We start from the raw sequence: 24151 nt of genomic DNA, 5'->3' as shown, positions 1-24151 counted from the left end.
TCGGGCGTGCGTTCCGGCCAGCCGAATCACGAATCGTGCTCGACGATGGACTCGGCGACCATCGCCATGTAGTCGACGTGCGGCGGCCAGTCCGACTCCGCCCCGGTTTCCAGTCGATGGCGGTGGAGGTCCTCCCACACGGTCGCGAGCATGAACGCCGCGTGCGCCCGGTAGAAGCGGTCGTCCGCCTCGTAGGTGAGACCGGTTTGGTCCTCGTAGCGGGCGATTAGCTCACCTCGGTCGGGGCTGCCGGGAGCCGCGGTGAACGGGGCGAGTCCCCGCTCGTTCGCCACCTGCACCTCCCGGAGTGCGTCGTCCGGATACGTCGCGTTGAGGTCGTCAAGCGGGAGCGCCGGGTCACCGTCGTCGCGCCACCGGAGCAGGAGGTAGCCGAGTTCGGTACGCGGGTCGCCGAACATCGCTGTCTCCCAGTCGAGTACGCCGGTGAGTTCGGGGCGGTCGTTTCCCGCGAACAGGACGTTACCCGGGCGGTAGTCGCCGTGGACGAGTGCTGTCTCCGGGCCCGCCGGGGCGTTTCGCCGGAGCCACTGACCGACGCGGCGAAGCCTCGGGAGGTTACGACCCGTTACGCTCGCCGCTGCGTCGAGGCGGGCGGTCGCGTGAGTAACCTGTTCTCGCGGCGTCGTCCGCCCGCAGACAGTCTCGAACGGTTCGGGGTCAAGCGAGTGGATGGCCGCGAGGACGTCGACGAGGTGGTGGGCGACGCGACGGCGCGCTCCGGGGGTCCGGAACCGTTCGGGCAGGTCGGTCCCCAGCGGAACGGTCTCCCCGTCGAGATACGTCGTGAGAAAGAACGCGTCGCCGAGGAGCGACTCGTCGTCGCAGAACAGGACCGGCGACGGAGCGGGTATCGCGGTCGGTCGGAGCCGTTCGAGCAGCCGGTACTCCCGTAACAGGTCGTTGAATAGTTCGGTGTGTCTGAGCTTGTTGGGCCGTCGCAGGACGTATCGCCCCTCGTCGGTCGAGACCGCCGCAACCAGATTGAGGCCGTCGTTGAGCACCTCGATTCCGGTGACGGCCGTTTCCAGCCGGTCGGAGAGATAGGAGTCGAGTTCGGGGGTACGCAGAGAGGGCGTAGAATCGGTCACGACTCGGCACAATCAGCCGAGTGTGATAAGGTATCGGTGCGAGGCGTCGTCTCCGTCGGCGTCAGGAAGAGTGAAAAGGCGGTAAACAGCGACGCGTGGCCGACGCGCGAGACGAGTCAGTCGCGTCAGTCGTCGGCGGGGACGGGGTCGCGCTGGAGTTCCTCGATGGCCTCGGCTTCGGCCTCCTCGCTCTCCTCTTTCTTCGCCTTGATCTTCTTCAGGCGGAAGATCTCCTCGCGCTCCTGCTCCTCGAGTTTCTGCTCGATGTAGTCCTGGCTCTCGTAGAGGTCGGGGAGGACCTTGAACTCGAGCGCGTTGACGCGGCGCTTCGTCGTCTCGATCTCCTCGAGCATCTTCTTCATCGCCGTCTCCACCTCGGCGGCGAGGATGATCTGTTCGAGCAGTTCCTCGTAGGCCTCGGCCGCCTCGTCGATGCGGGCGCTGGTACCGACGAGGCCGTAGCCGCGCTCGTCGAGGTTCTTCTTCACCTTCGAGGACTCGATCTGCGGGACGACGACCCCCATGATGTTCTTCGACTGGGTGGTTATCTCGGGGTGTTCCTTCAGCGCCGCGGCCGCGCCGCGGACCGCGATGTCGCCGTCCATCGCCCGCGCCATGTTGATGTTGCGCTGGGCGGTCTCGTACGCCTCGCCGAGCTCGGAGCGGACGTCCTGGGCCTGGTCGAGGATGTCCATGAACTCCATGATGAGCCCGTCTCGCTTCTTCTCCAGCGTGTCGTGACCGCGCTCGGAGAGCTCGATGCGGTCCTCTATCGCCATGAGGTTCTTGCGCGTCGGCTTGACGTCTGAGGCCATGGTCTTGTCGGCCCTTGCGCCCCGGTCCTGTTAACCCTTGTTAGTCTGGGTAGCCCCGTGCGGGCCGGGAGGAGTCCCTCGGTCGTGGATAGAGAGAGGAGAGCGGTGCGGTCGGCGTCGGAAGCAGCACCGCGAGCCGAAGGCGAGCGGACCGACGAACCCCTCGAAGGAGCGACGCGACTGAGGAGGTGAGGAGGGTTTTGGTCCTCTCAGAACCGCTTCGCGGTTCTGGGAACCTGTGAGACGTGTGGCGTCTCACAACGCAGACGTTGCGAGGGAGCGGTCGGAGGCCGCTCCCGCGACAAAAAGGGTGTTCTAGTCCGCCGTCGCTTCGACCGTCTCGGACTCGTCCTCGACGTAGTACTCCTCGATGAGGTCCTCGTCGATGCGGTTGAGTTCGGTCTTCGGCAGCATCGACAGCAGCTCCCAGCCGATGTCGAGCGTCTCGTCGATGGAGCGCTCGTTGTGGTAGCCCTGCTGGACGAACTCCTGCTCGAAGCGGTCCGCGAAGTCGAGGTAGCGGTTGTCGCGCTCCGAGAGCGCCTCGCGACCGACGATGTTCACGAGGTCGCGCAGGTCCTCACCCTCGGCGTACGCGGCGTAGAGCTGGTCGGAGACGTCGGCGTGGTCCTCGCGCGTGAGACCCTCGCCGATGCCGTCGTCCATCAGCCGCGAGAGGCTCGGCAGCGGGTTGATTGGCGGCTGGATGCCCTGGCTGTTGAGCGACCGGTCGATGTAGATCTGCCCCTCCGTGATGTACCCCGTCAGGTCGGGGATGGGGTGGGTGTCGTCGTCGCCCGGCATCGTGAGGATGGGAATCTGCGTCACCGACCCCTCACGGCCCTCGATGCGGCCCGCGCGCTCGTACAGCGTCGCCAGGTCGGTGTACATGTACCCGGGGTAGCCACGGCGACCGGGCACCTCCTCGCGGGCGGCACCGATCTCGCGCAGCGCCTCGCAGTAGTTGGTCATGTCCGTGAGGATGACCAGCACGTGGTAGCCCTTCTCGAAGGCCAGGTACTCGGCGGTGGTGAGCGCCATCCGCGGCGTGACCGTCCGCTCGACGGCGGGGTCGTCCGCGAGGTTCATGAAGACGACCGAACGCTCCAGCGCGCCCGTCCGCTCGAAGTCCTCCATGAACTCGTTGGCCTCCTCGGCCGTGATGCCCATGGCGCCGAAGACGACCGCGAACTCGCTCGCGTCTTCGCCTTCCTCGGCCGCCTCCTCGGGCACCGTCGCCTGCCGGGCGATCTGGAGCGCGAGGTCGTTGTGCGGCAGCCCCGACGCGGAGAAGATGGGCAGCTTCTGCCCGCGGACGAGGGTGTTCATCCCGTCGACCGCCGACACGCCCGTCTGGATGAACTCCTCGGGGTACTCCCGCGAGAAGGGATTGATAGCCGCCCCGACGATGTCGTGGCGCTCCTCCGGGACGATGTCCGGCCCGCCGTCGATGGGGCGTCCGGAGCCGTCGAGGACGCGACCGAGCAGGTCCTCCGTGACGGGCATCTTCAGCGTCTCGCCGAGGAACCGCACCGACGCGTTGCGGTCGATGCCCGAGGTCCCCTCGAACACCTGGACGGCGACGAAGTCGCTGGTCGCTTCGAGCACCTGGCCGCGGCGCACCTGGCCGTCGTCGGTCTCGATCTCGACGATCTCGTCGTAGCCGATGGGTTCGTCGGTCTCGACGAACACCAGCGGGCCGCTGATTTCGGTGATTGTCTGGTACTCTTTCATCAGTAGAGGTCCCTCAGTTGCTCGGTGATGTCTTCTTTGAGTTCGGCGATGAACTCCTCGTAGTTCGCGGCGGTCCCCATGCGGTTGAGTCGCGGGGCGGCGTCGATGTCGACGAGTTCCTCGACGGGGACGCCGGCGTCGAGTGCCTCGAACGCCTCGTCGTGATACGTCTTGATGGCCGTCAGCATGAGGTAGATCTTCTCGGGCTCGCAGTACGTGTCCACGTCGTGGAACGCGTTCTGCTGGAGCCACGCCTCGCGGAGGTAGCGCGCGACCTCGAGGGTCAGTTGCTGGTCCTCCGGCAGGGCGTCCTTCCCGACGAGCTGGACGATCTCCTGGAGTTCGTCCTCCTCGTCGAGCACGTCGATGGCCCACTGGCGCGTCTCCGGCCAGTCGGAGGCGACGTTGTCCTCGAACCAGGGGTCGAGCTGCTCGCGGTAGAGCGAGTACGACTCGTTCCAGTTGATGGCCGGGAAGTGCCGCCGTTCCGCGAGGTCGGCGTCGAGCGCCCAGAACGTCTTGACGATACGCAGGGTGTTCTGGGTGACCGGCTCGGAGAAGTCGCCACCCGGCGGCGAGACGGCCCCGATGGCCGAGATGGAGCCCTCGGTCCCGTTGATGTTCTCGAACTTGCCGGCGCGCTCGTAGAACTGCGAGAGGCGCGCGGCGAGGTAGGCGGGGTAGCCCTCCTCGCCGGGCATCTCCTCCAGGCGCGAACTGATCTCGCGCATGGCCTCCGCCCACCGCGAGGTGGAGTCGGCCATCAGCGCCACGTCGTAGCCCATGTCGCGGTAGTACTCGGCGATGGTGATGCCGGTGTAGACGCACGACTCGCGGGCCGCGACGGGCATGTTCGAGGTGTTCGCGATGAGGCACGTCCGGGCCATCAGCGGCTTGCCCGTCTTCGGGTCCTCCAGTTCGGGGAAGTCCTCGATGACCTCGGTCATCTCGTTGCCGCGCTCGCCGCAGCCGACGTAGACGACGATGTCCGCGTCGGCCCACTTCGCGAGCTGGTGCTGGGTGACCGTCTTCCCCGAGCCGAACGGACCGGGGATGGCGGCCGTCCCGCCCTTCGCGATGGGGAACAGACCGTCGAGGATGCGCTGGCCCGACACGAGCGGCTCGCGGGGCGTGCGCTTCTCGACCGTCGGCCGGGCCTCGCGGACCGGCCACTCCTGGCGCATCGTGACCTCCTCGCCGTTCTCGAGTGCGACGACCGTGTCGGTGACGGAGAGTTGCCCCTCCTCGACGCGGTCGACCGTGCCGCCCTCGAATCCGGGCGGGACGAGCACCTTGTGGTCGATGCTCTCGGTCTCGGGGACGACCCCGACGACGTCGCCGGGTTCGACCTCGTCGCCGACCGCGACCTCGGGGGTGAACTCCCAGACCTTCTCCAGGTCGATACCGGGGGCGTCGACCCCGCGGTCGAGGAACGCGCTGTTCATCTTCTCTTCGAGGACGTCGAGCGGGCGCTGGACCCCGTCGTAGATGGAGTCGAGCATGCCCGGTCCGAGGTCGACGGAGAGGGGCGACCCCGTGTTGACGACGGGTTCGCCGGGGGCGACGTCGGAGGTCTCCTCGTAGACCTGGATGGTCGTGAGGTTCCCCTCGATCTCGATGACCTCGCCCATCAGTCCCTCGTCGCCGACGTAGACGACGTCGTTCATGCGGGCGTCGAGGTCGACGGCGGTCACGACCGGACCGCTCACGCTCTCGATGACGCCCTCTCGTTCTTCGGCGTCGATGTCTTGTGTTTGACTCATTGTTGGTCTTCTTCCATCAGGTCGATACCGATGGCACGTTTGATCTGCTCGCGCAGTCCGCCGCTCCCGGCGGCCCCGCCCAGCGTGACCAGGACGGGTTCGACACTCGTCTCGACGTCCTGGCGCACCCCGCGCGAGAGGTGGTCGAGGTCCTCGTCGTGCATCACGATGATGCCGACCTCGTCGTCCGCGAGCATCTGCTCGACGGCACCGTCGAGCTCCTCGCTCATGTCGTCGTCGGGGATGTTGGCGAAGCGGCGCACGCCCGCGAGGCGGAACCCCGCGGTGAAGTCCGGACTCCCGATGACGGCGATCTCCTGGCTCATCGAACCACCAGCTCCTGTTCGATCTCCTCGTTCGAGAGGCCGGCCTCGGTCCCGCGCGCGATGGCGCGGATGTTGTCCACCTCGCGCTCCTTCGCCAGGATGTACGCGAGGACCGGGCAGACCGAAAGCGGATAGCGACTGGACATGGTGCTCGAGTACTCGAGGAGCGCCCGTTCGAGCGCGCGCTCGAACTCGATGAGGCTCCCGGCCGCGTCGAGGCGGTCGAGGGCGTCGTCGAGGTCCTTCCCGTAGGTGCTGTCGCGGATGCGCTCGACGAGCTGGTCGGGGTTCGAGACCAGCTGGTTCAACTCCTCTTGCTTGAACAGACGGCCCCCGGGAATGAAGTACTCGGCGGGGGCGATGTCGGCGCCGCTGCGCGCGAGGCGCAGGGCGTTGCGCATGTTCCGGAAGTCGATCTCGGCCTCGAGGAACTCGATGTAGAGCCGCGTCGCGCGGTTGGTCTGCGACGGGAGGCCCGTCAGCAGCGACCGGTAGTACGCGCGGTCGACGGCGTTCTCGAGCGGGACGAGCACGCCCGCCGCCTCGTAGTCCTCGTAGGCGGCCTCCAGCGACTCGCCGAAGCGCGTCCCGTGGAGGACCTCGACGACCGTCTCGATGGAGTCGGCCTCGACCAGCCGCGTCAGCGTCCGGTCGTCGAGTTCGCCCGCCCGGATGAGGTCGTCCTCGATGTCCTGGCGGTCGGCGTTCGAGTAGATGCCGCGGATGACGGTCTTCACGTTCCAGGCGTCGAACTTCCGGAGGTAGCGTGCGAGGTAGTCGTACAGCTTCCCCTCCGAGAAGTCGAGCATGTCGTTGAAGTGCTTCGCCAGGTTGCGGTTGAGCGCGTACTCGATGAGGTCCACGCCGGAGTACCGCGCGCCGAGGGCGTTCATCTCCTCCTCGTACTCGGTCTCCTCCATGAACCGGGCGATCTCGCCGGGGCCCATGCGGACGAGCTTCCGGTAGTCGTCCGCGTCGAAGAGGGCCGCGCGGCGGGCGTGCGCCCGGGCCGTGACGTATTCGTAGTTCGCTGCCTCGTTGCGGGAACTCATTGGTCGAACAGGGTGGCGCTGACGTCCCGGAGGTTGTCCTCCCAGACGTCCTCCAGGACGGAGTCGAACGTGTTGCTCACGCGGACGCGCGAGCCCTCGCTCTCGACGACGACGCCGCCGAGGCAGTCGACGCTCCCCGCGTACTCGCAGTTCTCGTAGTCCGCGAGGATGGCGAGCAACAGCGCCTCGTCGTCGGCGCGACCGGAGACCTGTTTCTCGGCGTCGTCGTCGAACTCCTCGACGGCGTCCTCGAGCAGCGCGCGGGTGAGTTCCTCGCGGTCCTCCTCCATCGACGCGATGCGCTCCTCGACGGAGCCGCGGACGTCCTCCAGCACGTCGCGGCGCGCCTCGAGGCGGGCCTGCTTCGTCTGGAGTTTCGCGCTCGAGAGCTTCTGCTCGCGCTCCTGGTCGATCTGTCGTTCCACCTCCCGCTTTCGTTCTTCGAGGAGCTCTTCGGCGTCGGCCTCGGCGTCGGCGACGATTCGCTCGGCACGCTCGTCGGCGTCCGACCGAATCTCCTCCGCACGCGCGCGGGCCTCGTCTCGAATGTCCTCTACGACTGTATCAAGGCTCATAATGTAGAAGGCGGGGGGCGTTTAGACGACGAAGACGACGACCAGCGCGAGGATGACCAGCGTCTCCGGCAGGACCGTCAGGATGAGGCCACGGCCGAACATGGAGTCGTCCTCTGCGATGGCGCCGACCGCGGCGGCACCGATACCGCGCTGGGAGTACCCCGCACCGAACGCGGCGAGCCCCACCGCGAGCGCGGCGAGACCGGCGGCTTCGATGGCGGGACCTTGCTGAAGGAGCGGTGCGATACTGCTGACGAACGCGATGGCGAGTTCTAGCATGGATTCCGGGTGATGGTTCGCTCGTAACCGAACAGTTTGGACTCGTCGTAGCGTCTTCATAAAGCTTCCCAAGTTCGACGGGCTACGGGGGGCGAGAGTACCGAATCGTAAGGTTTGACACCCCTGCAGTACCTCTACGTACGGTCGGTCTACCGCCCGAAAAACGGCGTCGAGCCGCGACTACTCCTCGGTCGTGTAGTGGCGCTCGCGGCCGAACGGTTCGTACGCCTCGCCGCCGCCCTCGAAGAACTTGCCGAAGAACTCGACGTACTCCAGCCGGACCGCCTGCAGGCCCGCGCTCGTGATACCGAGGACGAGCACCAGCGCGTGCCCGACGAGCAGGATGACGATACCGACGATGGCGCCGAGGACGAACTCGACGCCGGTGCCGTTCATCAGCCCCGTGAAGACGATTTCGCCGTGTTCGCTCGCGTACTCCAGCGAGTAGTTCGGGAAGATGAAGTGCCACTCGCCGCCGCTGTCCTCGTAGGCACCGAACGCGAGCAGGTTGATGACGAACGCCATCCCGGCCTTCGCCAGCAGCACCGCCGCGAGACGGGTGTACGAGAGCGCGTTGACCAGCACGTTCAGCGCCTCGACGACTTCGATGCGGTCGCCGAGCGCGAGGAGTACGACGCCGACGAAGAACGCCGCCAGGCCACCCCAGCCGACGAGTTCCGGGAATCCGGAGAACCCGAGAGCCATCGGGTTGCCGTTGAAGACGCTCTCCGGCCCGACCATGAACTCGGGGGAGGTACCCTCCAGCGCGTAGCTGAAGATCCACGTCCACAGCCCGAACATCATGATGAGCCACGACCCGCTGTGGGTCACGGCGTGCCAGAGGCCGTGGTCCAGGTTCTCGTAGAAGTCGAACACCCACCCGATAGTGAGGTGGGCGATGCCGAACAGCACGCTCATCACCAGCCAGAAGTACGCGTAGTCGATGTAGCCCGGCTGGAGACCCTTGTGGACCGGCGGGTTGCCGCCCCAGAGGACCTCACCGAGGACGTGCAGCCCGAAGATCTCACCGTAGAGGATGCCGAAGACGGCCGTCGAGAGGCCGGCGACGACGCCGACCCCGCCGAGGCTCCGGATGGCCTCGTTGTCGAAGCTACTGTAGAGCCACCCGCCGAGGGCGACGTACAGCAGGCCGTACCCGAGGTCGCCGATCATCAGCCCGAAGAACACCGGGAAGGTGAGGAACAGGACGATGGTCGGGTCGAGTTCGGAGTACTTCGGCCGGTTGATGACCTCGACGAGCGTCTCGAAGGGCTTCACCGCGCCGGAGTTCTTCTGGATGACCGGCGGCGAGAGGTTCGTCGACCCGCCGGGGCCGCGCTCGGCGTCGACGGTCCCGCCGTCGGCGGCCACCTCGTCGCCGCCATCGGCGGCCGCCGGCCGACCGCCGGGGGTGCCGCCGACCTCCTCGCGCTCGACGATGCGACCCTTGCCGTCGTACTCGGCTATCTCGAGTTCGTCGACGTCGACGTGTTCGCCGACCTCCTCCTCCAGCCCGCGTTCGAGGTCGATGACCCGCGCGGTGGGGACCCACCCCTCGGCGACGAAGGCGTTCTCCGTCGTCGCGAACGAGAGGGGAGCCTCGCGGCGCTCCACCCGGATGGAGAGCGTCTCCTCGGCGGCGAGCAGGAAACCGCCGACCTCGAGGCGCTCCTCCTCCAGTTTGTTCTCGACGGTGGTGAGCTTCGATTCGAGCTGTTTGCGCTCGTGTTCGAGTTCGTCGAGGTACTCGCTCGGCGTCCCCTCCGCGTCGGGGACGTCGTAGGTCGCGAACTCGGCGCCGACGAGCACGTCGTCCAGGTCGTCGGTCCGCGCGAAGACGGCGACGACGCCGTCCTCGACGAACAGTTCGTAGTCGTCGACCCCGGCCTCGTCGAGTTCCCGCCGGACCGCGTCGGCGTCGCCCTCGCCGACCGCGACCGACAGCGTGTCGTAGCCCGACAGCAGGTCGAGGTCGATGTTGAGCGTCGCGAACGGCTCCATCGTGTCGATGCGGTCCTCGACGTCGCGCAGGTCGTCGCGCAGGTCGTCGCGGCGCTCGTCGAGGCCGTTGACGCGCTGACGGATGTCCTCGAGTTCCTCCTCGAGGGCCTCGTCGGTGACGATGCGCGCCGGGCCGGCGTCCTCGTCCTCGATGCCGAGGATGCTCTCGAGCGAGCGGACCGTCACGAGCCGCTCGGCGTCGGTGTCGGCGCCCGGACGCGGGGTCCCCGTCTCGAAGCCCGACCAGTCGCCGCCGTAGTCGGTGACGTGCAGCAGGTTCAGCTGGTGGACCGCCTCGATGGCGTCGTCGATGACCTTCTTCGAACCGGTCACCGACACCCGGCTCATCCGCTCAGGTCTGAGCATGGACGGCCTCCTTGAACCGGTCGAGCACCTCCTCTACGACCTCGTCTTCCCGCTCGTGCGCCTGTGCCTCGAGTTCGGCGCGCTCGGCCTCGCCCGCCTCGATGATGGCCTCGCGCTCCTCCTCGATGCCCGCGCGAGCCTCGGCGAGCCGTTCGGCTTCGTACTCGTCGGCCTCGGCTTCGGCCTGCGCGCGTATCTCGCTCGCGCGCTCTCGGGCCTCCGCGATGCGTTCGTCGCGGTCGTCCTCGGCCTCGGCGAGGATTTCGTCGGCCTCGCGCTCGGCCCCTTTGATGCGGTCAAGAACCTCGGGTCTCGCCATAATTATGTCAGACGAAGGTTGGACAAGGGCCTATTTGGTAGTTGCGAACCACGTTTTGCTGCGCGCGCTTTCGGGCGACACGCACCGGGGTCGCCCGCGGCGCGCTGGCAAAATCTGGACGAAAAGCGCATCGTCACCCCTTCGGAGGCTCGCGTCGCTCGCGTCCTCGAAGGTCCCTCGGCCCGCTCGCTCCCGCCAGTCGCTCGCGGAACGGTGTCGGCGTGGACCTGCTTCGACGACGAATCCGCAGGATTATGCGCGGAGCGTCCCAACGTCGGGTAATGGGAGTCCTCGAGAACAAGGCGCGGGCGCGGCTGTTCTACAAGTATCTCTCGAAGGTGTACGACCAGGTCAACCCCTTCATCTGGAACGAGGAGATGCGCACGGAGGCGCTCGACCTCTTCGGCGTCGAGGAGGGGGACGTCGTCCTCGACGTCGGCTGCGGGACGGGCTTCGCCACCGAGGGCCTGCTCGAACGCACCGAGAACGTCCACGGCCTCGACCAGAGCGTCCACCAGCTGGAGAAGGCGTGGGCGAAGTTCGGCAAGAACGAGCAGGTGCGCTTCTACCGCGGCGACGCCGAACGCCTCCCGTTCGCCGACGACACCTTCGACGCGCTCTGGTCGTCCGGGTCCATCGAGTACTGGCCGAACCCGGTCGACGCGCTGCGCGAGTTCCGCCGCGTCGTCAGGCCCGGCGGCCCGGTGCTCGTCGTCGGCCCGAACTACCCCAAGTCGACGGTGTTCCAGCGCCTCGCGGACGCCATCATGCTGTTCTACGACGAGGCCGAAGCCGACCGGATGTTCCGCGAGGCGGGCTACGACGAGTTCGAACACCACTTCATGGGGCCGACCTACAGCCCCGACATCGCCATCACGACGGTCGCGCGCGTCCCCGGCGCGGCCCCCGAGGCCGTCGAGACCGAGTCCGCCTGAGCCTCAGGCGCGCACGCCGAGGCGGGCGACGGGCCGACCGTCGACCCACACCCGGACCGTCACGTGCGAACCCTCCTCGATGGCGGTGTTCGTCCCCGCGAGCCGGAGGCGTGCGGTCTCGCCCGCACGCCAGTCCCCGCCGGTCGCGCTGTTGAACGCGCCGGTCGGCCCGCTCTCGAACCCGCGCGCGGAGAAGAACGGGACCGGCGGCTGGCGGGCGAGCGGGTCGCCGTCGACGGCGACGCGCAGGCGGAGGTCGTCGGGGTCGATGGGGTCGCCCGAGCGGTGCGTGAGCGCGAGTTCGTCGTCCTCGGCGTCGACGGCGAGCGAGAGGGCGGCGGTCGGGGCCGGAGCGGCGGTCGGGGAGTCGGCGAGTCCCTGTGCGAACACGCCGACCGTCGCCGCCGCCGCGACCGTGACGGCGAGGAGACAGACGACGGCGACGACGGGGGAGACGGCGCGGTCGGTCACGACCGACACTGGTCCCGCTCTCGGTTATGAACCTTCGGAGCCGACGGTGACGTTCGCGTCCGGTTCGGGGCGCGGGACCGTCACCGACGCCGGGCCGGCGTCGGGCGTCGTCGCGCTGACGGTGACGGGGTCGCCGCTCGGCATGAGCACCCACCGCTCGCCGTCTGCGCCCGTCGTCCCCACCTCCTCGTCGTCGACGGTGACCGTGGCGTTGACCGATTCGTCGCCGGCGCGCGTCTCGACGAGGACGGGGCCGCCGGGGTAGGTCCGGCTCACCGCGAGTTCCAGGCCCGCCTCCGAGCCGCGCTCGACCTCCGTGACGGGGACGAGCGCCAGGTCCTTCTCCTGGTACTCGCGGAACACGCTGTCGCTCTGGCCGTCGATGAACGTCGTCAGCTCACCCTGCGGGTGAGGTGTCGAGAACCGATAGACCTCCTCCAGTCCGTCGATGCGGATGGAGCCGGTCGGGAAGTCGTCCGAGGAGGCCCACGGGTAGAGTTCCTCGGCGCGTCGCTGGATGTCGTCGATACCGCCGTACTGGTCCTCGCCGCTCGACGCCTCGCGAATCTCGCCGAGGTAGGCTTCGCGGACGTAGACGGGGCGACCGTCGCGCTCGACGATGACCGAGAGGACGACCCCGGTTCCGGTCGCCTCGACGGCCACGCGTTCGGGGGACTCCGAGCCGGAGTAGACCGACGCCAGTCGGTCGCGGACCGGCCCCTCGAGGGCGACGAGGTCGGCCTGCACGGCGTTGAGCCGCGACGCCGGGACGGCATCGTCGGTGCGCCGCTGCAGGGTCGCGAGACGGTCGAGGAGCGCCGAGGTCCGTTCCGCCTCGACGTGCAACTCCGCCAGCGTCTGCAGGTAGCGCTCGGCGGACAACTGTCCGGCGACGAACCGTGCGAGCGCCCGGCGTTCGCTCGACCGGAGGTCGGCGGTCAGGTTCTCCGCGCGCTGCGTGTACCCGAGCAGGACCGCGCGGCGCTCCTCGGTCGTCTCCGCCTCGCTGTACGCCCGGTCGAGCGCCCGTCGGTCGAGTTCGCCGCGGGTGGCGGCGGTGTCGGTGGCGAGCGAGGCACTCACGTCGATGCCGGGGGTGCCGAACTCGGTTTCGACGTCCTCCGACCGGTTCAGGTCGAGGTAGTTCGTGGTGTCGTTCACCGTGACGACGGGCATCGCCGCCGGGGGAGTGTCGCGCTCGACCGCCCGCGGCGTGGACTCGGTCAGGGGGACGGCCGCGGCGCTCATGGAGAGGACGCAGCACAGCGCCAGCACCACCGCGAGCGCACGTTCCATTATTCGTGACTACGCGTAATGATATAAAAAATCGACCCTCTTACATTCGGTACGAGCCGAGGATATATTCAGTGTCTTGACGTATGCAAAGCGTTTTCGTCACGGGGTAACGACTGCGAGACATATGCGGACCGGGTCGCGCCTCGCCCTCTGTCTTGCACTCTGTCTCCTGGTCGTCGGCGCCGCGCCGGTCACACAGGCGACACAACAGCGTGCCGCACCGGTCGATTCGGGGACGACGACGATAGCGATACACGTCGAACAGAACGGCGACGCGCGCTTCGTCGTCGAGACGCAGTACGAACTCAACGGAACCGACGAGACGGCCGCGTTCCGCGACGTCGGCGAGGACTTCGAGGCGGGTCGCGCCGAGGCCGGTCCGTCGATGGACGCCTTCGAGGCGGCGAACGACGCCGCGAGCGAGGCGACCGACCGGGAGATGGCCATCGAGAACGTCACGCGCGAGGCGAACCTCACCGGCGGCAACGAGAGCGGCGGCAACGAGAGCGCCACGGCCGACGACGAGGACGACCTCCCCACGAACGGGACCGGAACCCTCCGCCTCGGGTTCGAGTGGACCGCCTTCGGCGTCGTCGAGGACGACCGCATACGCGTGTCCGACGCGTTCAACACGACCTCCGGGACGTGGCTCCCGGGACTGACCCAGGACCAGCGTCTCGTCGTCTACCCGCCGCCGGAGCACGGCGTCCAGAGCGCCCCCGTCGGCCCGGTGAACGACGTCCTCACCTGGCGCGGTCCGACGACCTTCGAACCCGGCGAGATAACCATCACCTACCGCGAACGGGGGATGGGCGACATCGCGTCCGGCGAGGACGGACTGATGACGACCGTACTCGGCGGCACCGCCCTCGTCCTCGTCGTCGCCGTCATCGGCGGGTACGCGCTCCGGCGTAACCCGGACACGGACGCCCTCGGGGGCCTCGTCCCGTGGGCGGCGAACCGGGGGACGTCTGAGTCGTCGACGCCCCCGGCCGCGGTGTCGGAGGGCGTCGACGCGCCCGACTCCGGCGGACCGGACGACGCCGAGACGGGGCCGATGGGCGGTCCGGTCCTCGACGACGAGTTGCTGAGCGACGAGGAGCGCGTCGAACGCCTGCTCGAGTACAACGACGGACGGATGCGGCAGGCCGACATCGTCACCGAGACCGGCTGGTCGAACGCGAAGGTCTCACAACTGCTCTCCAGCATGGACGAGGAGGACCGGGTCGACAAGCTCAGAATCGGCCGCGAGAACCTCATCAGCCTCCCCGACGCGGAGGACGATAACGGACGTTCCTAAACGTTTAACACCGCAGCGAGGCGAGTGTCGGATGGCAATGAAGATACTCGTCACCGTAAAGGAGGTGGCCGAGGCCGAAGACGATTTCGAGATCGACGGCCTCGACATCGACGAGCGGTACCTGGAGTACGACCTCAACGAGTGGGACGACTACGCCGTCGAGGAGGCCGTCCAGATCGCCGAGGACGGGGACGACGTCGAGGTCGTCTCCGTCACCGTCGGCCCCGAGCGCTCGGAGGAGACGATCCGGATGGCGCTCGCGAAGGGCGTCGACCGCGCCATCCGGGTGTGGGACGACACCCTCGCAGGGGCGGAGATGCTCGACGTGGGCGCGAAGGCGGACGTCCTCGCGTCCGTCGTCGAGGCCGAGGAGCCCGACCTCGTGTTCACGGGCGTCCAGGCGAACGACGACGCCTTCGGCGCGACGGGCGTCGCACTCGCCGACACCGTCGGCTTCGAGTGGGCGGCGGTCGTCAACGCCCTCGACCTCGACGCCGAGGGTGGCGTCGCGCACGTCCACCGCGAACTCGAGGGCGGCGTCGAGGAACTCACCGACGTCCAGCTGCCGGCGGTGCTGACCATCCAGACGGGTATCAACGAACCGCGCTACGCGAGCCTCCGGGGTATCCGTCAGGCCCAGCGCAAGGAACTCGACGTCCAGGGGCTCGACGACCTCGGCCTCGACGCGAGCGTCGTCGAGACGCCCGTGCGCCGCACCGCGATGTACGAACCCGAGTCCGAGGGTGACGCGACGGTGTACGAGGGGAGCGCCGAGGAGACGGCCGGGCAACTGGCCGACCTCCTGCGTGACAAGGGGGTGGTCGAGGGATGAGCGACGTCCTCGCAGTCGCCGAACACCGCCGGGGCGACCTCCGCGACGCCAGCTTCGAGGTCGTCACCGCGGGTCGCGAACTGGCCGACGAGCAGGGCGGCGACCTCCACCTCGCCGTCGTCGGCGGCGACGTCGACGGCTTCGCCGAGGAACTGAACCGCGAGGGTGTCGACGTCGTCCACACCGTCGCGGAGGGCGAGGAGTTCAACCACGACGTCTACGTGCAGGTCGTCGAGCAACTCTACGCCCAGGTGGCGCCGACCACACTCCTCATCCCGAACACGGTCAACGGCCTCGACTACGCGCCGGCGGTCGCAGAGCGACTCGGCGTGCCGGTCGTCACCGACGCTATCGGCGTCTCGCGGGCGAACGGTTCCATGGAGGTCACCCGCGAGATGTACGGCTCGAAGGTCGAGACCACGGTGGAGGTCGACGCCGACGAGGTCGTCGTCACCACCCGTCCGGCCGAGTGGCCCCAGACCGAGAGCGAGGGCAGCGCCGACGTGCAGGCGTTCGACGCCGACGTCGACGAGTCGGCGGTACGCTCGACGGTCACCGGCTTCGAGGAGGTCGGCGGCGGCGACGTCGACATCAGCGAGGCGGACGTCCTCGTGAGCGTCGGCCGCGGTATCGACGAGGAGGAGAACCTCGAACTCGTCGAGGCGCTCGCCGACACCCTCGGTGCGACGCTCTCCTCGTCGCGACCCATCGTCGACGCCGGCTGGCTGCCGAAGAACCGCCAGGTCGGCCAGAGCGGGAAGGTCGTCACCCCGAAGGTGTACATCGCCATCGGCATCTCCGGCGCCGTCCAGCACGTCGCCGGGATGAAGGGCAGCGACACCATCGTCGCCATCAACACCGACCCAAACGCCCCCATCATGGACCTCGCCGACTACGCCATCGTCGACGACCTCTTCGACGTCGTCCCCGAACTCATCGAGGAGTTCGGCGGCGAGTCGCCGGTCTGAGTCGGCGGGGCTCGCGACGGCTCTCCGTTCTCTCGTCCGTTCACCGACCGAGGACGCGAGGCTCCCCGCGTAGGAGACGAGCGCGTCTCGCCGGCCCGTGTGCGTGGCGGCGCGACGGACGAGACGACGGTGTAGTTCGCGGGACGCCGGACTCTCGCGTTCCGTCACGTACTTGCCTCGCGGTGCCCTCTTTATATGCAATGGAATACCTGGAGTCCCGGCGGTCGCGCATCGAGGACCGCTTGGAGGAGGTCCTCGACGCGGTCGAGCCGCCGGAACTCGCAGACCAGGTGCGCCACGTCTCGTTGTCGGGGGGAAAGCGCGTCCGGCCGATGGTGACGGTGCTCGCCTGCGAGGCCGCCGGCGGGACCACCGCCGACGCCGTCGACTTCGCCGTCGGCATCGAACTCGTCCACAACGCCTCGCTCGTCGTCGACGACATCATCGACGACTCGGAACTGCGCCGCGGGGTGGACGCCGCGTGGACGGCCTTCGGCTACGGCCCGGCCATCCTCGCCAGCGACGGCCTGCTCGGCGAGGCGTTCGCGCTCTTCTCCGCCGACGAGCAGGCGATGCAGGTGGTCGCCGAGGCGATGGTCGAACTCGGCGAGGGCGAGGCGACCGAACTCGTCGCCCAGCCCTCGACCGAGGAGGAGTACATGACGCTCGCCCGGCGCAAGACGGGGGCACTCTTTCGCGCCGCCGCCGAACTGGGGGCGGTGGCGGCGGGCGCGGACGCCTACACCGTCGAGTCGTTCGGCAACTACGCCGAGCGCGTCGGCGTCGCCTTCCAGATACGCGACGACGTCCTCGACGAGACGGCCGACCCCGAGGAACTGGGCAAGCCGACCGGCCAGGACGAGGAGATGGAGCGCCCCTCGCTCGTCCAGATAACCGACCTGACGCCCGAGGAGGCCAACGAGCGCGCCTACGCGCGCGCCGACGCCGCCCTCGAGGCGCTGGAGACCGCCACCGTCACCCGCGACGGCAACGCACAGGCCCTGGAGTACCTCCAGGACCTCGCGGAGTTCGTCGTCCTCCGGGAGCGATAGCCGTGAACGACGGGAGAGGGGGCGCCCCGTCGCTCGGCCTCGCGCGGGGGACGGTCCGACTGGAACCGCACGACGAGCGGTGGCACCGCGCCTTCGAACGGGAGGCGGCCCGCCTGCGCGACCTGCTCGGTCCTCGCCTCCAGAGGGTCGAACACGTCGGCAGCACGGCGGTCCCGGGCCTGTCGGCGAAGCCGGTGCTCGACCTGAGCGTCGCCGTCGCGTCGCTCGCCGTCGCCCGGGCGTGCGTCCCGCGGCTCGAACGCGCGGGCTATCAGCACCGGCCGGGCGACCCGGTCGCGGACCGCGTCTTCCTCGCGCGGGGACCGGCGGACCGCCGGACGCACTACCTCACGCTGACCGAGCGCGGGAGCGACACCTGGCACGACCACCTCGCGTTCAGGGACGCCCTGCGCGACGACCCGGAGACGCGGCGAGCGTACGCCCGGCTGAAGCGCCACCTCGCCGCTCGTCATCCGACGGAGAGAGCGGCGTACACCGACGCGAAAAGCGCGTTCGTCGAGCGCGTCCTGGGACGCGTGCGCGAGGCGTCGTACTAGTCCTCGACGCGCGCCTCACTGCCGGCCAGCAGCTCGATGACCTGCATGACGCCGGAGTTGTCGTCTCGGCCCATGTCGTTGGCGACCATCGACTTGTACAGTTCGTGGGCCAGTTCGGTCGCGGGCATGGGCGACCCGAACGCCTCGCCCGCGTCGGTGGCGATGCGGAGGTCCTTGTACTGGTAGTCCGCGAAGAACCCCGGGTCGAAGTCCCCCCGTATCATGTCGGGGGCGCGGTTGTCGAGCGTCCAGCACCCCGCCGCGCCGCCGCTGATGGCGTCGACGACGGCTTCCAGGTCGGCGCCGGCGTTCCCGGCGAAGACGAGCGCCTCGCTCACGGCGACGTTCGTGCAGGCGACGACGATCTGGTTGCACGCCTTCGTCACCTGGCCGGCGCCGTTCGGCCCGCAGTGGGTGACCGTCCCGCCCATCACCTCGAAGAGGTCGCGGTGCGCCGAGAGGACGCCCTCCTCGCCGCCGACCATGATGGAGAGCGTCCCCTCGATGGCCCCCTCCTCGCCGCCGCTGATGGGGGCGTCGAGCATCGTCACTCCTACCTCGGAGAGTTCCTCGGCGATGCGCTCGGTCACCGTCGGCGAGATGGTCGACATGTCGACGACCGTCATCCCCTCGCTCAGGCCGTCGACGACGGGCGCGTCCTCCTCCTCGTCGCCGAGGACGACCCGCTCGACGTCCGGGGAGTCGGGGAGGCAGGTGACGACCACGTCCGCCCGCTCGGCCACGTCGCGGGGGGAGTCGCCGGCCTCGCCGCCCGCCTCGACGAGCGACTCGACCGGGTCGTCCGAGCGGTTGTAGCCGACGACGGGGTAGCCCGCCTCGAGGAGGTTCCGGGCCATCGGCAGGCCCATGATACCGAGTCCGACGAATCCGACCGTCTTCTGCGACATGCTCGTGAGCGCGTAGCACGCCCGCAAAAGTGTTTTCTCTGGAACTCGCGCTTCCCGAGAGCGTAAAGAACTGGAACCTTTTTGCGGTCACGTTCCATCGACGGGGTATGGACGACCCGGTCGCTCGCCCGGGCGACGAGCGCGAACGCACCCTCCCCTCCCCGGCACGCCGCCCATGAGACCCGACGACGAGCGCTACTTCGAGCGCATCGAGAGCCGTCTCGACGAGGCGTTCGCGGTGGCGAGCGAGGCCAAGCGACGCGGCGGCGACCCGAAGCCGGAGGTCGAGATTCCCGTCGCGAAGGACATGGCCGACCGCGTGGAGAACATCCTCGGCATCGATGGCGTCGCCGAACGCGTGCGCGACCTCGAAGGGCAGATGTCGCGCGAGGAGGCCGCCCTCGAACTCGTCGGCGACTTCGTCGAGGGGACCGTCGGCGACTACGATACCAAGGCGGGGAAGGTCGAGGGGGCGGTCCGCACCGCCGTCGCCCTCCTCACCGAGGGGGTGGTCGCCGCCCCCATCGAAGGTATCGACCGCGTCGAGGTCAACGACAACGACGACGGCACCGAGTACGTCAGCGTCTACTACGCCGGCCCGATTCGCTCGGCCGGCGGGACCGCCCAGGCGCTGTCGGTACTCGTCGCCGACTACGCCCGCACGCTGCTCGACATCGACCGCTTCAAACCCCGCACCGAGGAGGTCGAGCGCTACGCCGAGGAGGTCGGCCTCTACGACAAGGAGACGGGCCTGCAGTACTCGCCGAAGGACGAGGAGACGAGGTTCATCGCGGAACACACGCCCATCTGCCTCGACGGCGAGGCGACGGGCCAGGAGGAGGTCTCCGGCTACCGCGACCTCGAACGCGTCGACACCAACTCCCCGCGCGGCGGGATGTGTCTCGTCCTCGCGGAGGGTATCGCCCTCAAGGCGCCGAAGATACAGCGCTACACGCGGGAACTCGACGACGTCGACTGGCCGTGGCTCCAGGACCTCATTGACGGCACCATCGGGAGCGAGGAGGCGAGCGAGGCCGACGATGGCGACGGTGAGGACGAAGCGAGCGACGAGGGCGACGACCCGAGCGACGAGGCCGACGCTTCGGAGGACCCCGCGGAACCTGCCGGCCCGCCGCGCGTCGACCCCGCCGGCAAGTACCTCCGCGACCTCATCGCGGGACGGCCGGTGTTCGGCCACCCGAGCGAACCCGGCGGCTTCCGCCTGCGCTACGGCCGGGCGCGCAACCACGGCTTCGCGACGGCGGGCGTCCACCCGGCGACGATGCACCTCGTCGACGACTTCCTCGCCACGGGGACGCAGATAAAGACCGAGCGCCCGGGGAAGGCGGCGGGCGTCGTCCCCGTCGACACCATCGAGGGGCCGACCGTCCGCCTCGCCAACGGCGACGTCCGACGAATCGACGACCCCGAGGAGGCCCTCGAGGTACGCAACGGCGTCGAGGCCATCGTCGACCTCGGGGAGTACCTCGTCAACTACGGCGAGTTCGTCGAGAACAACCACCCGCTCGCGCCCGCCTCCTACACCGTCGAGTGGTGGGTCCAGGACCTCGAGGCGGCGGGCTGTGACGTCCAGGCGCTCCGGGACTCCCCGCACGTCGACCTCGACCACCCGAGCGCCGAGGAGGCACTCGACTGGGCCACGGAGTACGACGCCCCGCTCCACCCGACGTACACCTACCTCTGGCACGACCTGTCGGTCGAGGGGTTCGAGACGCTCGTCGACGCGGCGCGGGCGGGTCACCTCGCCCGCGCCGACGGGGCAGCGCTGCCCGGGGGGACCGCGACCGACGACGCGTCCGCCGACACCCTCGTGATTCCCCGGAGCGAGGAGGTCTGCGAGGCGCTCGAGACGCTCCTCGTCGAACACACGCAGGGCGAGGAGACGGTGACCGTCTCCGACGCCCGACCGCTGCTTCGCTCGCTCGGCCTGGACGACGACCTCGAACCGACCTGGGACGCCCTCTCGCCCGCGGCGCGCGAGTGGGAGGACGGCGCGAGCGCCCAGCAGGCCGTCGAGGAGGTCGCCCCCTTCGCCGTCCAGGAGCGCGCGCCGACCCGCATCGGCAACCGGATGGGCCGGCCCGAGAAGTCCGAGAAGCGCGAGATGAGCCCCGCGGTCCACACGCTCTTCCCCATCGCCGAGGCGGGCGGTAGCCAGCGCAACCTCGGGCAGGCCGCCTCGCACACCGACTCGATGCGCGGCGCCGCCGGTCAGGTCGAGGTGCAGGTCGCCCGCCGCGAGTGCCCCGACTGCGGGGAGCGGACGTTCAAAGCGCGCTGTCCCGACTGTTCGACGCACACCGACGCCGTCTACGAGTGTTACTCCTGTGAGGTGCGCGCCGAACTCGACGAGGCGGGGCGCGCGGTCTGTCCCCGGTGCGGGCGCGACGCCGAACCCGTCGAGTACCGGACCGTCGACCTGGCGAGCGAGTACCGCGAGGCGCTCGCGACCGTCGGCGAACGCCCCGGCGTCTTCGAGATTCTGAAGGGCGTGAAGGGGCTCACGTCCGCCGAGAAGGTCCCCGAACCCATCGAGAAGGGCGTCCTCCGGGCGAAACACGGCGTCTCGACGTTCAAGGACGGCACCGTCCGCTACGACATGACCGACCTGCCGGTGACGGCCGTTCGGGCCGCCGAACTCGACGTCTCGGTCGACCAGCTACGGTCGCTCGGCTACGAGACGGACGTCGACGGCGAACCCCTCCGCCACGACGACCAACTGGTCGAACTGCGCGTCCAGGACATCGTCCTCTCCGACGGTGCCGCGGAACACATGCTCAAGACCGCCGACTTCGTCGACGCGCTCCTGACGCAGTACTACGGGCTGGAACCGTTCTACGACGTCGAGGAGCGACAGGACCTCGTCGGCGAACTGGTGTTCGGCATGGCGCCCCACACCTCCGCCGCCGTCGTCGGGAGGGTCGTAGGATTCACGAGCGCGGCTGTCGGCTACGCACATCCGTACTTTCACGCAGCGAAGCGCCGCAACTGCTTCCACCCCGATACGAAACTGTGGTACGAGGGCGAGGACGGCGCGTGGCGCCACGAGCGCATCGAGACGTTCGTCGAAGCGCGACTCGACGACCCGGAGTCGGACGACTTCGGCACGCTCGTCCAGGAACTCGACGGTGTGTCACGGCCGCACGTCCCGTCCCTCGGGGCGGACGGGTCACAGTCGGTCCAGCCCGTCAGTGCCGTGAGCAAACACCCGTCACCGGCTCACGTGGTCGAGGTCAGGACCGAATCCGGTCGAGAACTGGTCGTCACGCCGGACCACCGGGTGCACGTCTACGACCCGGACCACGGCCAGATCACGTCGGTCGAAGCCAGAGAACTCGACGAGGACAGTCGATTGGTCAAACCCCGACACCTCGATTCGGTGTCGGCGGGGGAGACCGAGCGCCGGTTCGACCTGCTCGAAGCGTTCCTCGACGAGCCGAGCATCGACAACGACCGGCTCATGGTCAAAGGGCTGGACAGAAGTCGGCTGTACGAACTGTTCACCGACCGCCTCTCCGAGGGCTGGAACGGTCAGTTCTACCCGCTTCAGAGCACGGCTGACCACCTCGGACTGACGAAGAAGGGATTGAGCAACTACCTCTACCGCGAGAGCATCCCGGTGTCGCTACTGTCGGAGTTCTTCGAGACCGACGCGGCGCTCCTGGCGTTCGTCCCCGCCGACTGTCGCCTGGGGATGAAACGCGACCGGACCGAGGTCGACCGGTTCGTCGCCCTCGACGAACGTCTCGCGACGCTCCTCGGGTACTACGCGGCGGAGGGGTTCGCACGCGAACAGGAGACCCCGAAGGGAACGATTCACCAGACCACGATCTGCGGCACCGAACGGGAGGCGAGGGAGTTCTTCGTCGACGGCCTCGCGGGGGCGTTCGGCGTCGAACCGTACGAGGAGAACCACGCGAAAGTGACCGCCTCCGGTCGCCTGCTCCGTACGTTCTTCGACACTGTTCTGGACGCGGGTGTTCGTGCCCACACGAAACGGGTCCCGCAGTGCGTCTTCGACGCGCCGGACCGCGTCGTCGGTGCGTATCTGAGCGGCTACTTCAGTGGAGACGGACACGCCGACGCGGACGTGCCTCGCGTCACCGCCAGCACGGTCAGCGAGGAACTCGCGTCCGACCTCGTCGCACTCCTCACTCGACTCGACATCACGGCACAGGTGAATCGAGTGCCCCCGCTCCTGCTCCACGAGCAGTTCCCGGAGTTCTACGACGAGGACGACATGTCGACCTCGCGGCCGGGGTACGAGATCGACGTTTCTCGGGACGACGCCGTTCGGTTCGCCGATCGAGTCGGGTTCCATCTCGGTCGGAAAGACGACGTTCTGCGTTCGAACGCCGCCGCTGTCCGGCCAGATGGTCGCCACGCGTACTGTTACGACGGTGGCACCGACGAGTACCTGCTCGACCCCGTCGAGGAGGTCAGGGTCGTCGAATCGGACACCGACCACGTCTACTGCCTCACGGTCGAGGACACCCACTCGCTCGTCGCAAACGACCTGTCGGTCCGACAGTGTGACGGGGACGAAGACTGCGTCATGCTCCTCATGGACGGCCTGCTCAACTTCTCGAAGTCGTTCCTCCCGGACAAGCGCGGCGGGCAGATGGACGCGCCGCTGGTGATGTCCTCGCGCATCGACCCCTCGGAAATCGACGACGAGGCGCACAACATGGACGTCGTCCGGAGCTACCCGCGGGAGTTCTACGAGGCGTCGCGGCGGCTGGCCGACCCCGAGGAGGTGGACGTCACCATCGCCGAGTCGTCCCTCGGTACCGACCGCGAGTACGTCGGCTTCGACCACACCCACGACACCTCGAACATCGCGCTCGGGCCGGACCTCTCGGCGTACAAGACCCTCGGGAGCATGATGGAGAAGATGGACGCCCAGCTCCAGCTGGCGCGGAAGCTCCGGGCCGTCGACGAGACGGACGTCGCGGAGCGCGTCATCGAGTACCACTTCCTGCCGGACCTCATCGGGAACCTCCGGGCGTTCTCCCGACAGGAGACGCGCTGTCTCGACTGCGGGGAGAAGTACCGCCGGATGCCCCTGACGGGCGACTGTCGCGAGTGCGGTGGCCGCGTGAACCTCACCGTCCACCAGGGGTCGGTGAACAAGTACATGACCACGGCCATCCGCGTCGCCGAGGAGTACGACTGCCGCGACTACACGAAACAGCGCCTCGAAGTGCTGGAGAAGAGCCTCGAGAGCGTCTTCGAGAACGACCAGAACAAACAGAGCGGCATCGCGGACTTCATGTAGGGCGTTTTGCCGCACTCACTCGGCGCCGTGCGCCCCGTTCGCAGGCGGAACCTCCACGAAAACGACGGCTCGCTCCCGTCGCGCTCACGACGTTCGCGCGGTGGTCGCTGGCCGAGACGGTTTCTCGTGCGCTCGCTCCGCTCGCGCACTCGAAATCGCGAGGGACGGCGACCGCTCACTCCTCGCTCGGCCGC

General features: G+C 68.5%; 20 protein-coding genes. 7 read left to right on the top strand and 13 right to left on the bottom strand.

Translation table 11 applies throughout. The features are described 5' to 3' along the window. Positions 1-26: 26 nt before the first annotated feature. From P1Y20_RS11810 to ahaH, 10 genes are all read right to left on the bottom strand, one after another. Positions 27-1109, bottom strand: coding sequence for a phosphotransferase family protein (locus P1Y20_RS11810; protein WP_304448859.1), 1083 nt, complete (start codon positions 1107-1109; stop codon positions 27-29). A gap of 125 nt (positions 1110-1234) precedes the next feature. Further along, entirely contained in the window at positions 1235-1924 is a 690-nt protein-coding gene (locus P1Y20_RS11805) for a V-type ATP synthase subunit D (protein WP_304448858.1), read from the bottom strand. 315 nt (positions 1925-2239) lie between these two features. Beyond that, on the bottom strand, positions 2240-3658 hold the full coding sequence (locus P1Y20_RS11800) for an ATP synthase subunit B (RefSeq protein WP_304448857.1): 1419 nt from the start codon (positions 3656-3658) through the stop codon (positions 2240-2242). After that, positions 3658-5421, bottom strand: coding sequence for an ATP synthase subunit A (locus tag P1Y20_RS11795; RefSeq protein ID WP_304448856.1), 1764 nt, complete (start codon positions 5419-5421; stop codon positions 3658-3660). The genes P1Y20_RS11800 and P1Y20_RS11795 overlap by 1 nt, the downstream gene beginning before the upstream one ends. Then, positions 5418-5747, bottom strand: coding sequence for a V-type ATP synthase subunit F (locus tag P1Y20_RS11790; protein WP_304448855.1), 330 nt, complete (start codon positions 5745-5747; stop codon positions 5418-5420). The genes P1Y20_RS11795 and P1Y20_RS11790 overlap by 4 nt, the downstream gene beginning before the upstream one ends. Next, positions 5744-6799, bottom strand: coding sequence for a V-type ATP synthase subunit C (locus tag P1Y20_RS11785; protein WP_304448854.1), 1056 nt, complete (start codon positions 6797-6799; stop codon positions 5744-5746). The genes P1Y20_RS11790 and P1Y20_RS11785 overlap by 4 nt, the downstream gene beginning before the upstream one ends. Then, complete coding sequence (locus tag P1Y20_RS11780; RefSeq protein WP_304448853.1) at positions 6796-7374, bottom strand: V-type ATP synthase subunit E; 579 nt, start codon at positions 7372-7374, stop codon at positions 6796-6798. The genes P1Y20_RS11785 and P1Y20_RS11780 overlap by 4 nt, the downstream gene beginning before the upstream one ends. A 21-nt stretch (positions 7375-7395) precedes the next feature. Next, on the bottom strand, positions 7396-7653 hold the full coding sequence (locus P1Y20_RS11775; RefSeq protein WP_304448852.1) for an ATP synthase subunit C-like protein: 258 nt from the start codon (positions 7651-7653) through the stop codon (positions 7396-7398). A 180-nt stretch (positions 7654-7833) separates the two neighbouring features. After that, on the bottom strand, positions 7834-10020 hold the full coding sequence (locus P1Y20_RS11770) for a V-type ATP synthase subunit I (protein WP_304448851.1): 2187 nt from the start codon (positions 10018-10020) through the stop codon (positions 7834-7836). Next, positions 10007-10339, bottom strand: coding sequence for an ATP synthase archaeal subunit H (gene ahaH, locus P1Y20_RS11765; protein WP_304448850.1), 333 nt, complete (start codon positions 10337-10339; stop codon positions 10007-10009). The genes P1Y20_RS11770 and ahaH overlap by 14 nt, the downstream gene beginning before the upstream one ends. A gap of 281 nt (positions 10340-10620) precedes the next feature. On the opposite strand from ahaH, the gene P1Y20_RS11760 reads away from it, so the two are divergent. Beyond that, positions 10621-11274: a methyltransferase domain-containing protein gene (locus tag P1Y20_RS11760; protein WP_304448849.1), complete on the top strand. Its 654-nt coding sequence runs from the start codon at positions 10621-10623 to the stop codon at positions 11272-11274. 3 nt (positions 11275-11277) lie between these two features. Here the strand turns inward: P1Y20_RS11760 and P1Y20_RS11755 are convergent, their stop codons facing one another. Next, positions 11278-11745: an archaellin/type IV pilin N-terminal domain-containing protein gene (locus tag P1Y20_RS11755; protein WP_304448848.1), complete on the bottom strand. Its 468-nt coding sequence runs from the start codon at positions 11743-11745 to the stop codon at positions 11278-11280. Between the two features lie 24 nt (positions 11746-11769). After that, the gene (locus P1Y20_RS11750; protein WP_304448847.1) at positions 11770-13041 is read right to left on the bottom strand and encodes a DUF7096 domain-containing protein; all 1272 of its coding nucleotides are present in this window, start codon (positions 13039-13041) and stop codon (positions 11770-11772) included. A gap of 124 nt (positions 13042-13165) precedes the next feature. Between P1Y20_RS11750 and P1Y20_RS11745 the strand changes: the two genes are divergently transcribed. The 5 genes from P1Y20_RS11745 (at position 13166) to P1Y20_RS11725 (ending at position 17750) form a co-directional block, all read left to right on the top strand. Then, entirely contained in the window at positions 13166-14341 is a 1176-nt protein-coding gene (locus P1Y20_RS11745; protein ID WP_304448846.1) for a helix-turn-helix transcriptional regulator, read from the top strand. Positions 14342-14378: 37 nt separating this feature from the next. Further along, the gene (locus tag P1Y20_RS11740; RefSeq protein WP_304449492.1) at positions 14379-15173 is read left to right on the top strand and encodes an electron transfer flavoprotein subunit beta/FixA family protein; all 795 of its coding nucleotides are present in this window, start codon (positions 14379-14381) and stop codon (positions 15171-15173) included. Then, positions 15170-16141: an electron transfer flavoprotein subunit alpha/FixB family protein gene (locus tag P1Y20_RS11735; RefSeq protein ID WP_304448845.1), complete on the top strand. Its 972-nt coding sequence runs from the start codon at positions 15170-15172 to the stop codon at positions 16139-16141. Before P1Y20_RS11740 ends, P1Y20_RS11735 begins: the two co-directional genes overlap by 4 nt. 200 nt (positions 16142-16341) lie before the next feature. Next, on the top strand, positions 16342-17193 hold the full coding sequence (locus P1Y20_RS11730) for a polyprenyl synthetase family protein (RefSeq protein WP_304448844.1): 852 nt from the start codon (positions 16342-16344) through the stop codon (positions 17191-17193). A 2-nt stretch (positions 17194-17195) separates the two neighbouring features. Further along, the gene (locus P1Y20_RS11725) at positions 17196-17750 is read left to right on the top strand and encodes a GrpB family protein (RefSeq protein WP_304448843.1); all 555 of its coding nucleotides are present in this window, start codon (positions 17196-17198) and stop codon (positions 17748-17750) included. Here the strand turns inward: P1Y20_RS11725 and P1Y20_RS11720 are convergent. Further along, positions 17747-18685, bottom strand: a complete 939-nt coding sequence (locus P1Y20_RS11720; protein WP_304448842.1) for an NAD(P)-dependent oxidoreductase — start codon at positions 18683-18685, stop codon at positions 17747-17749. The two genes, P1Y20_RS11725 and P1Y20_RS11720, sit on opposite strands and share 4 nt — an antisense overlap. Positions 18686-18833: 148 nt before the next feature. Between P1Y20_RS11720 and polC the strand changes: the two genes are divergently transcribed. After that, positions 18834-23957, top strand: a complete 5124-nt coding sequence (gene polC, locus P1Y20_RS11715; protein ID WP_304448841.1) for a DNA polymerase II large subunit — start codon at positions 18834-18836, stop codon at positions 23955-23957. Positions 23958-24151 lie beyond the last annotated feature (194 nt).

The sequence above is a fragment of the Halomarina ordinaria genome, assembly GCF_030553305.1.
Taxonomy (GTDB): Archaea; Halobacteriota; Halobacteria; order Halobacteriales; family Haloarculaceae; genus Halomarina; species Halomarina ordinaria.
Note: the sequence above shows the minus strand (reverse complement) of the source record. Positions and strands in the feature narration are given on the sequence as shown.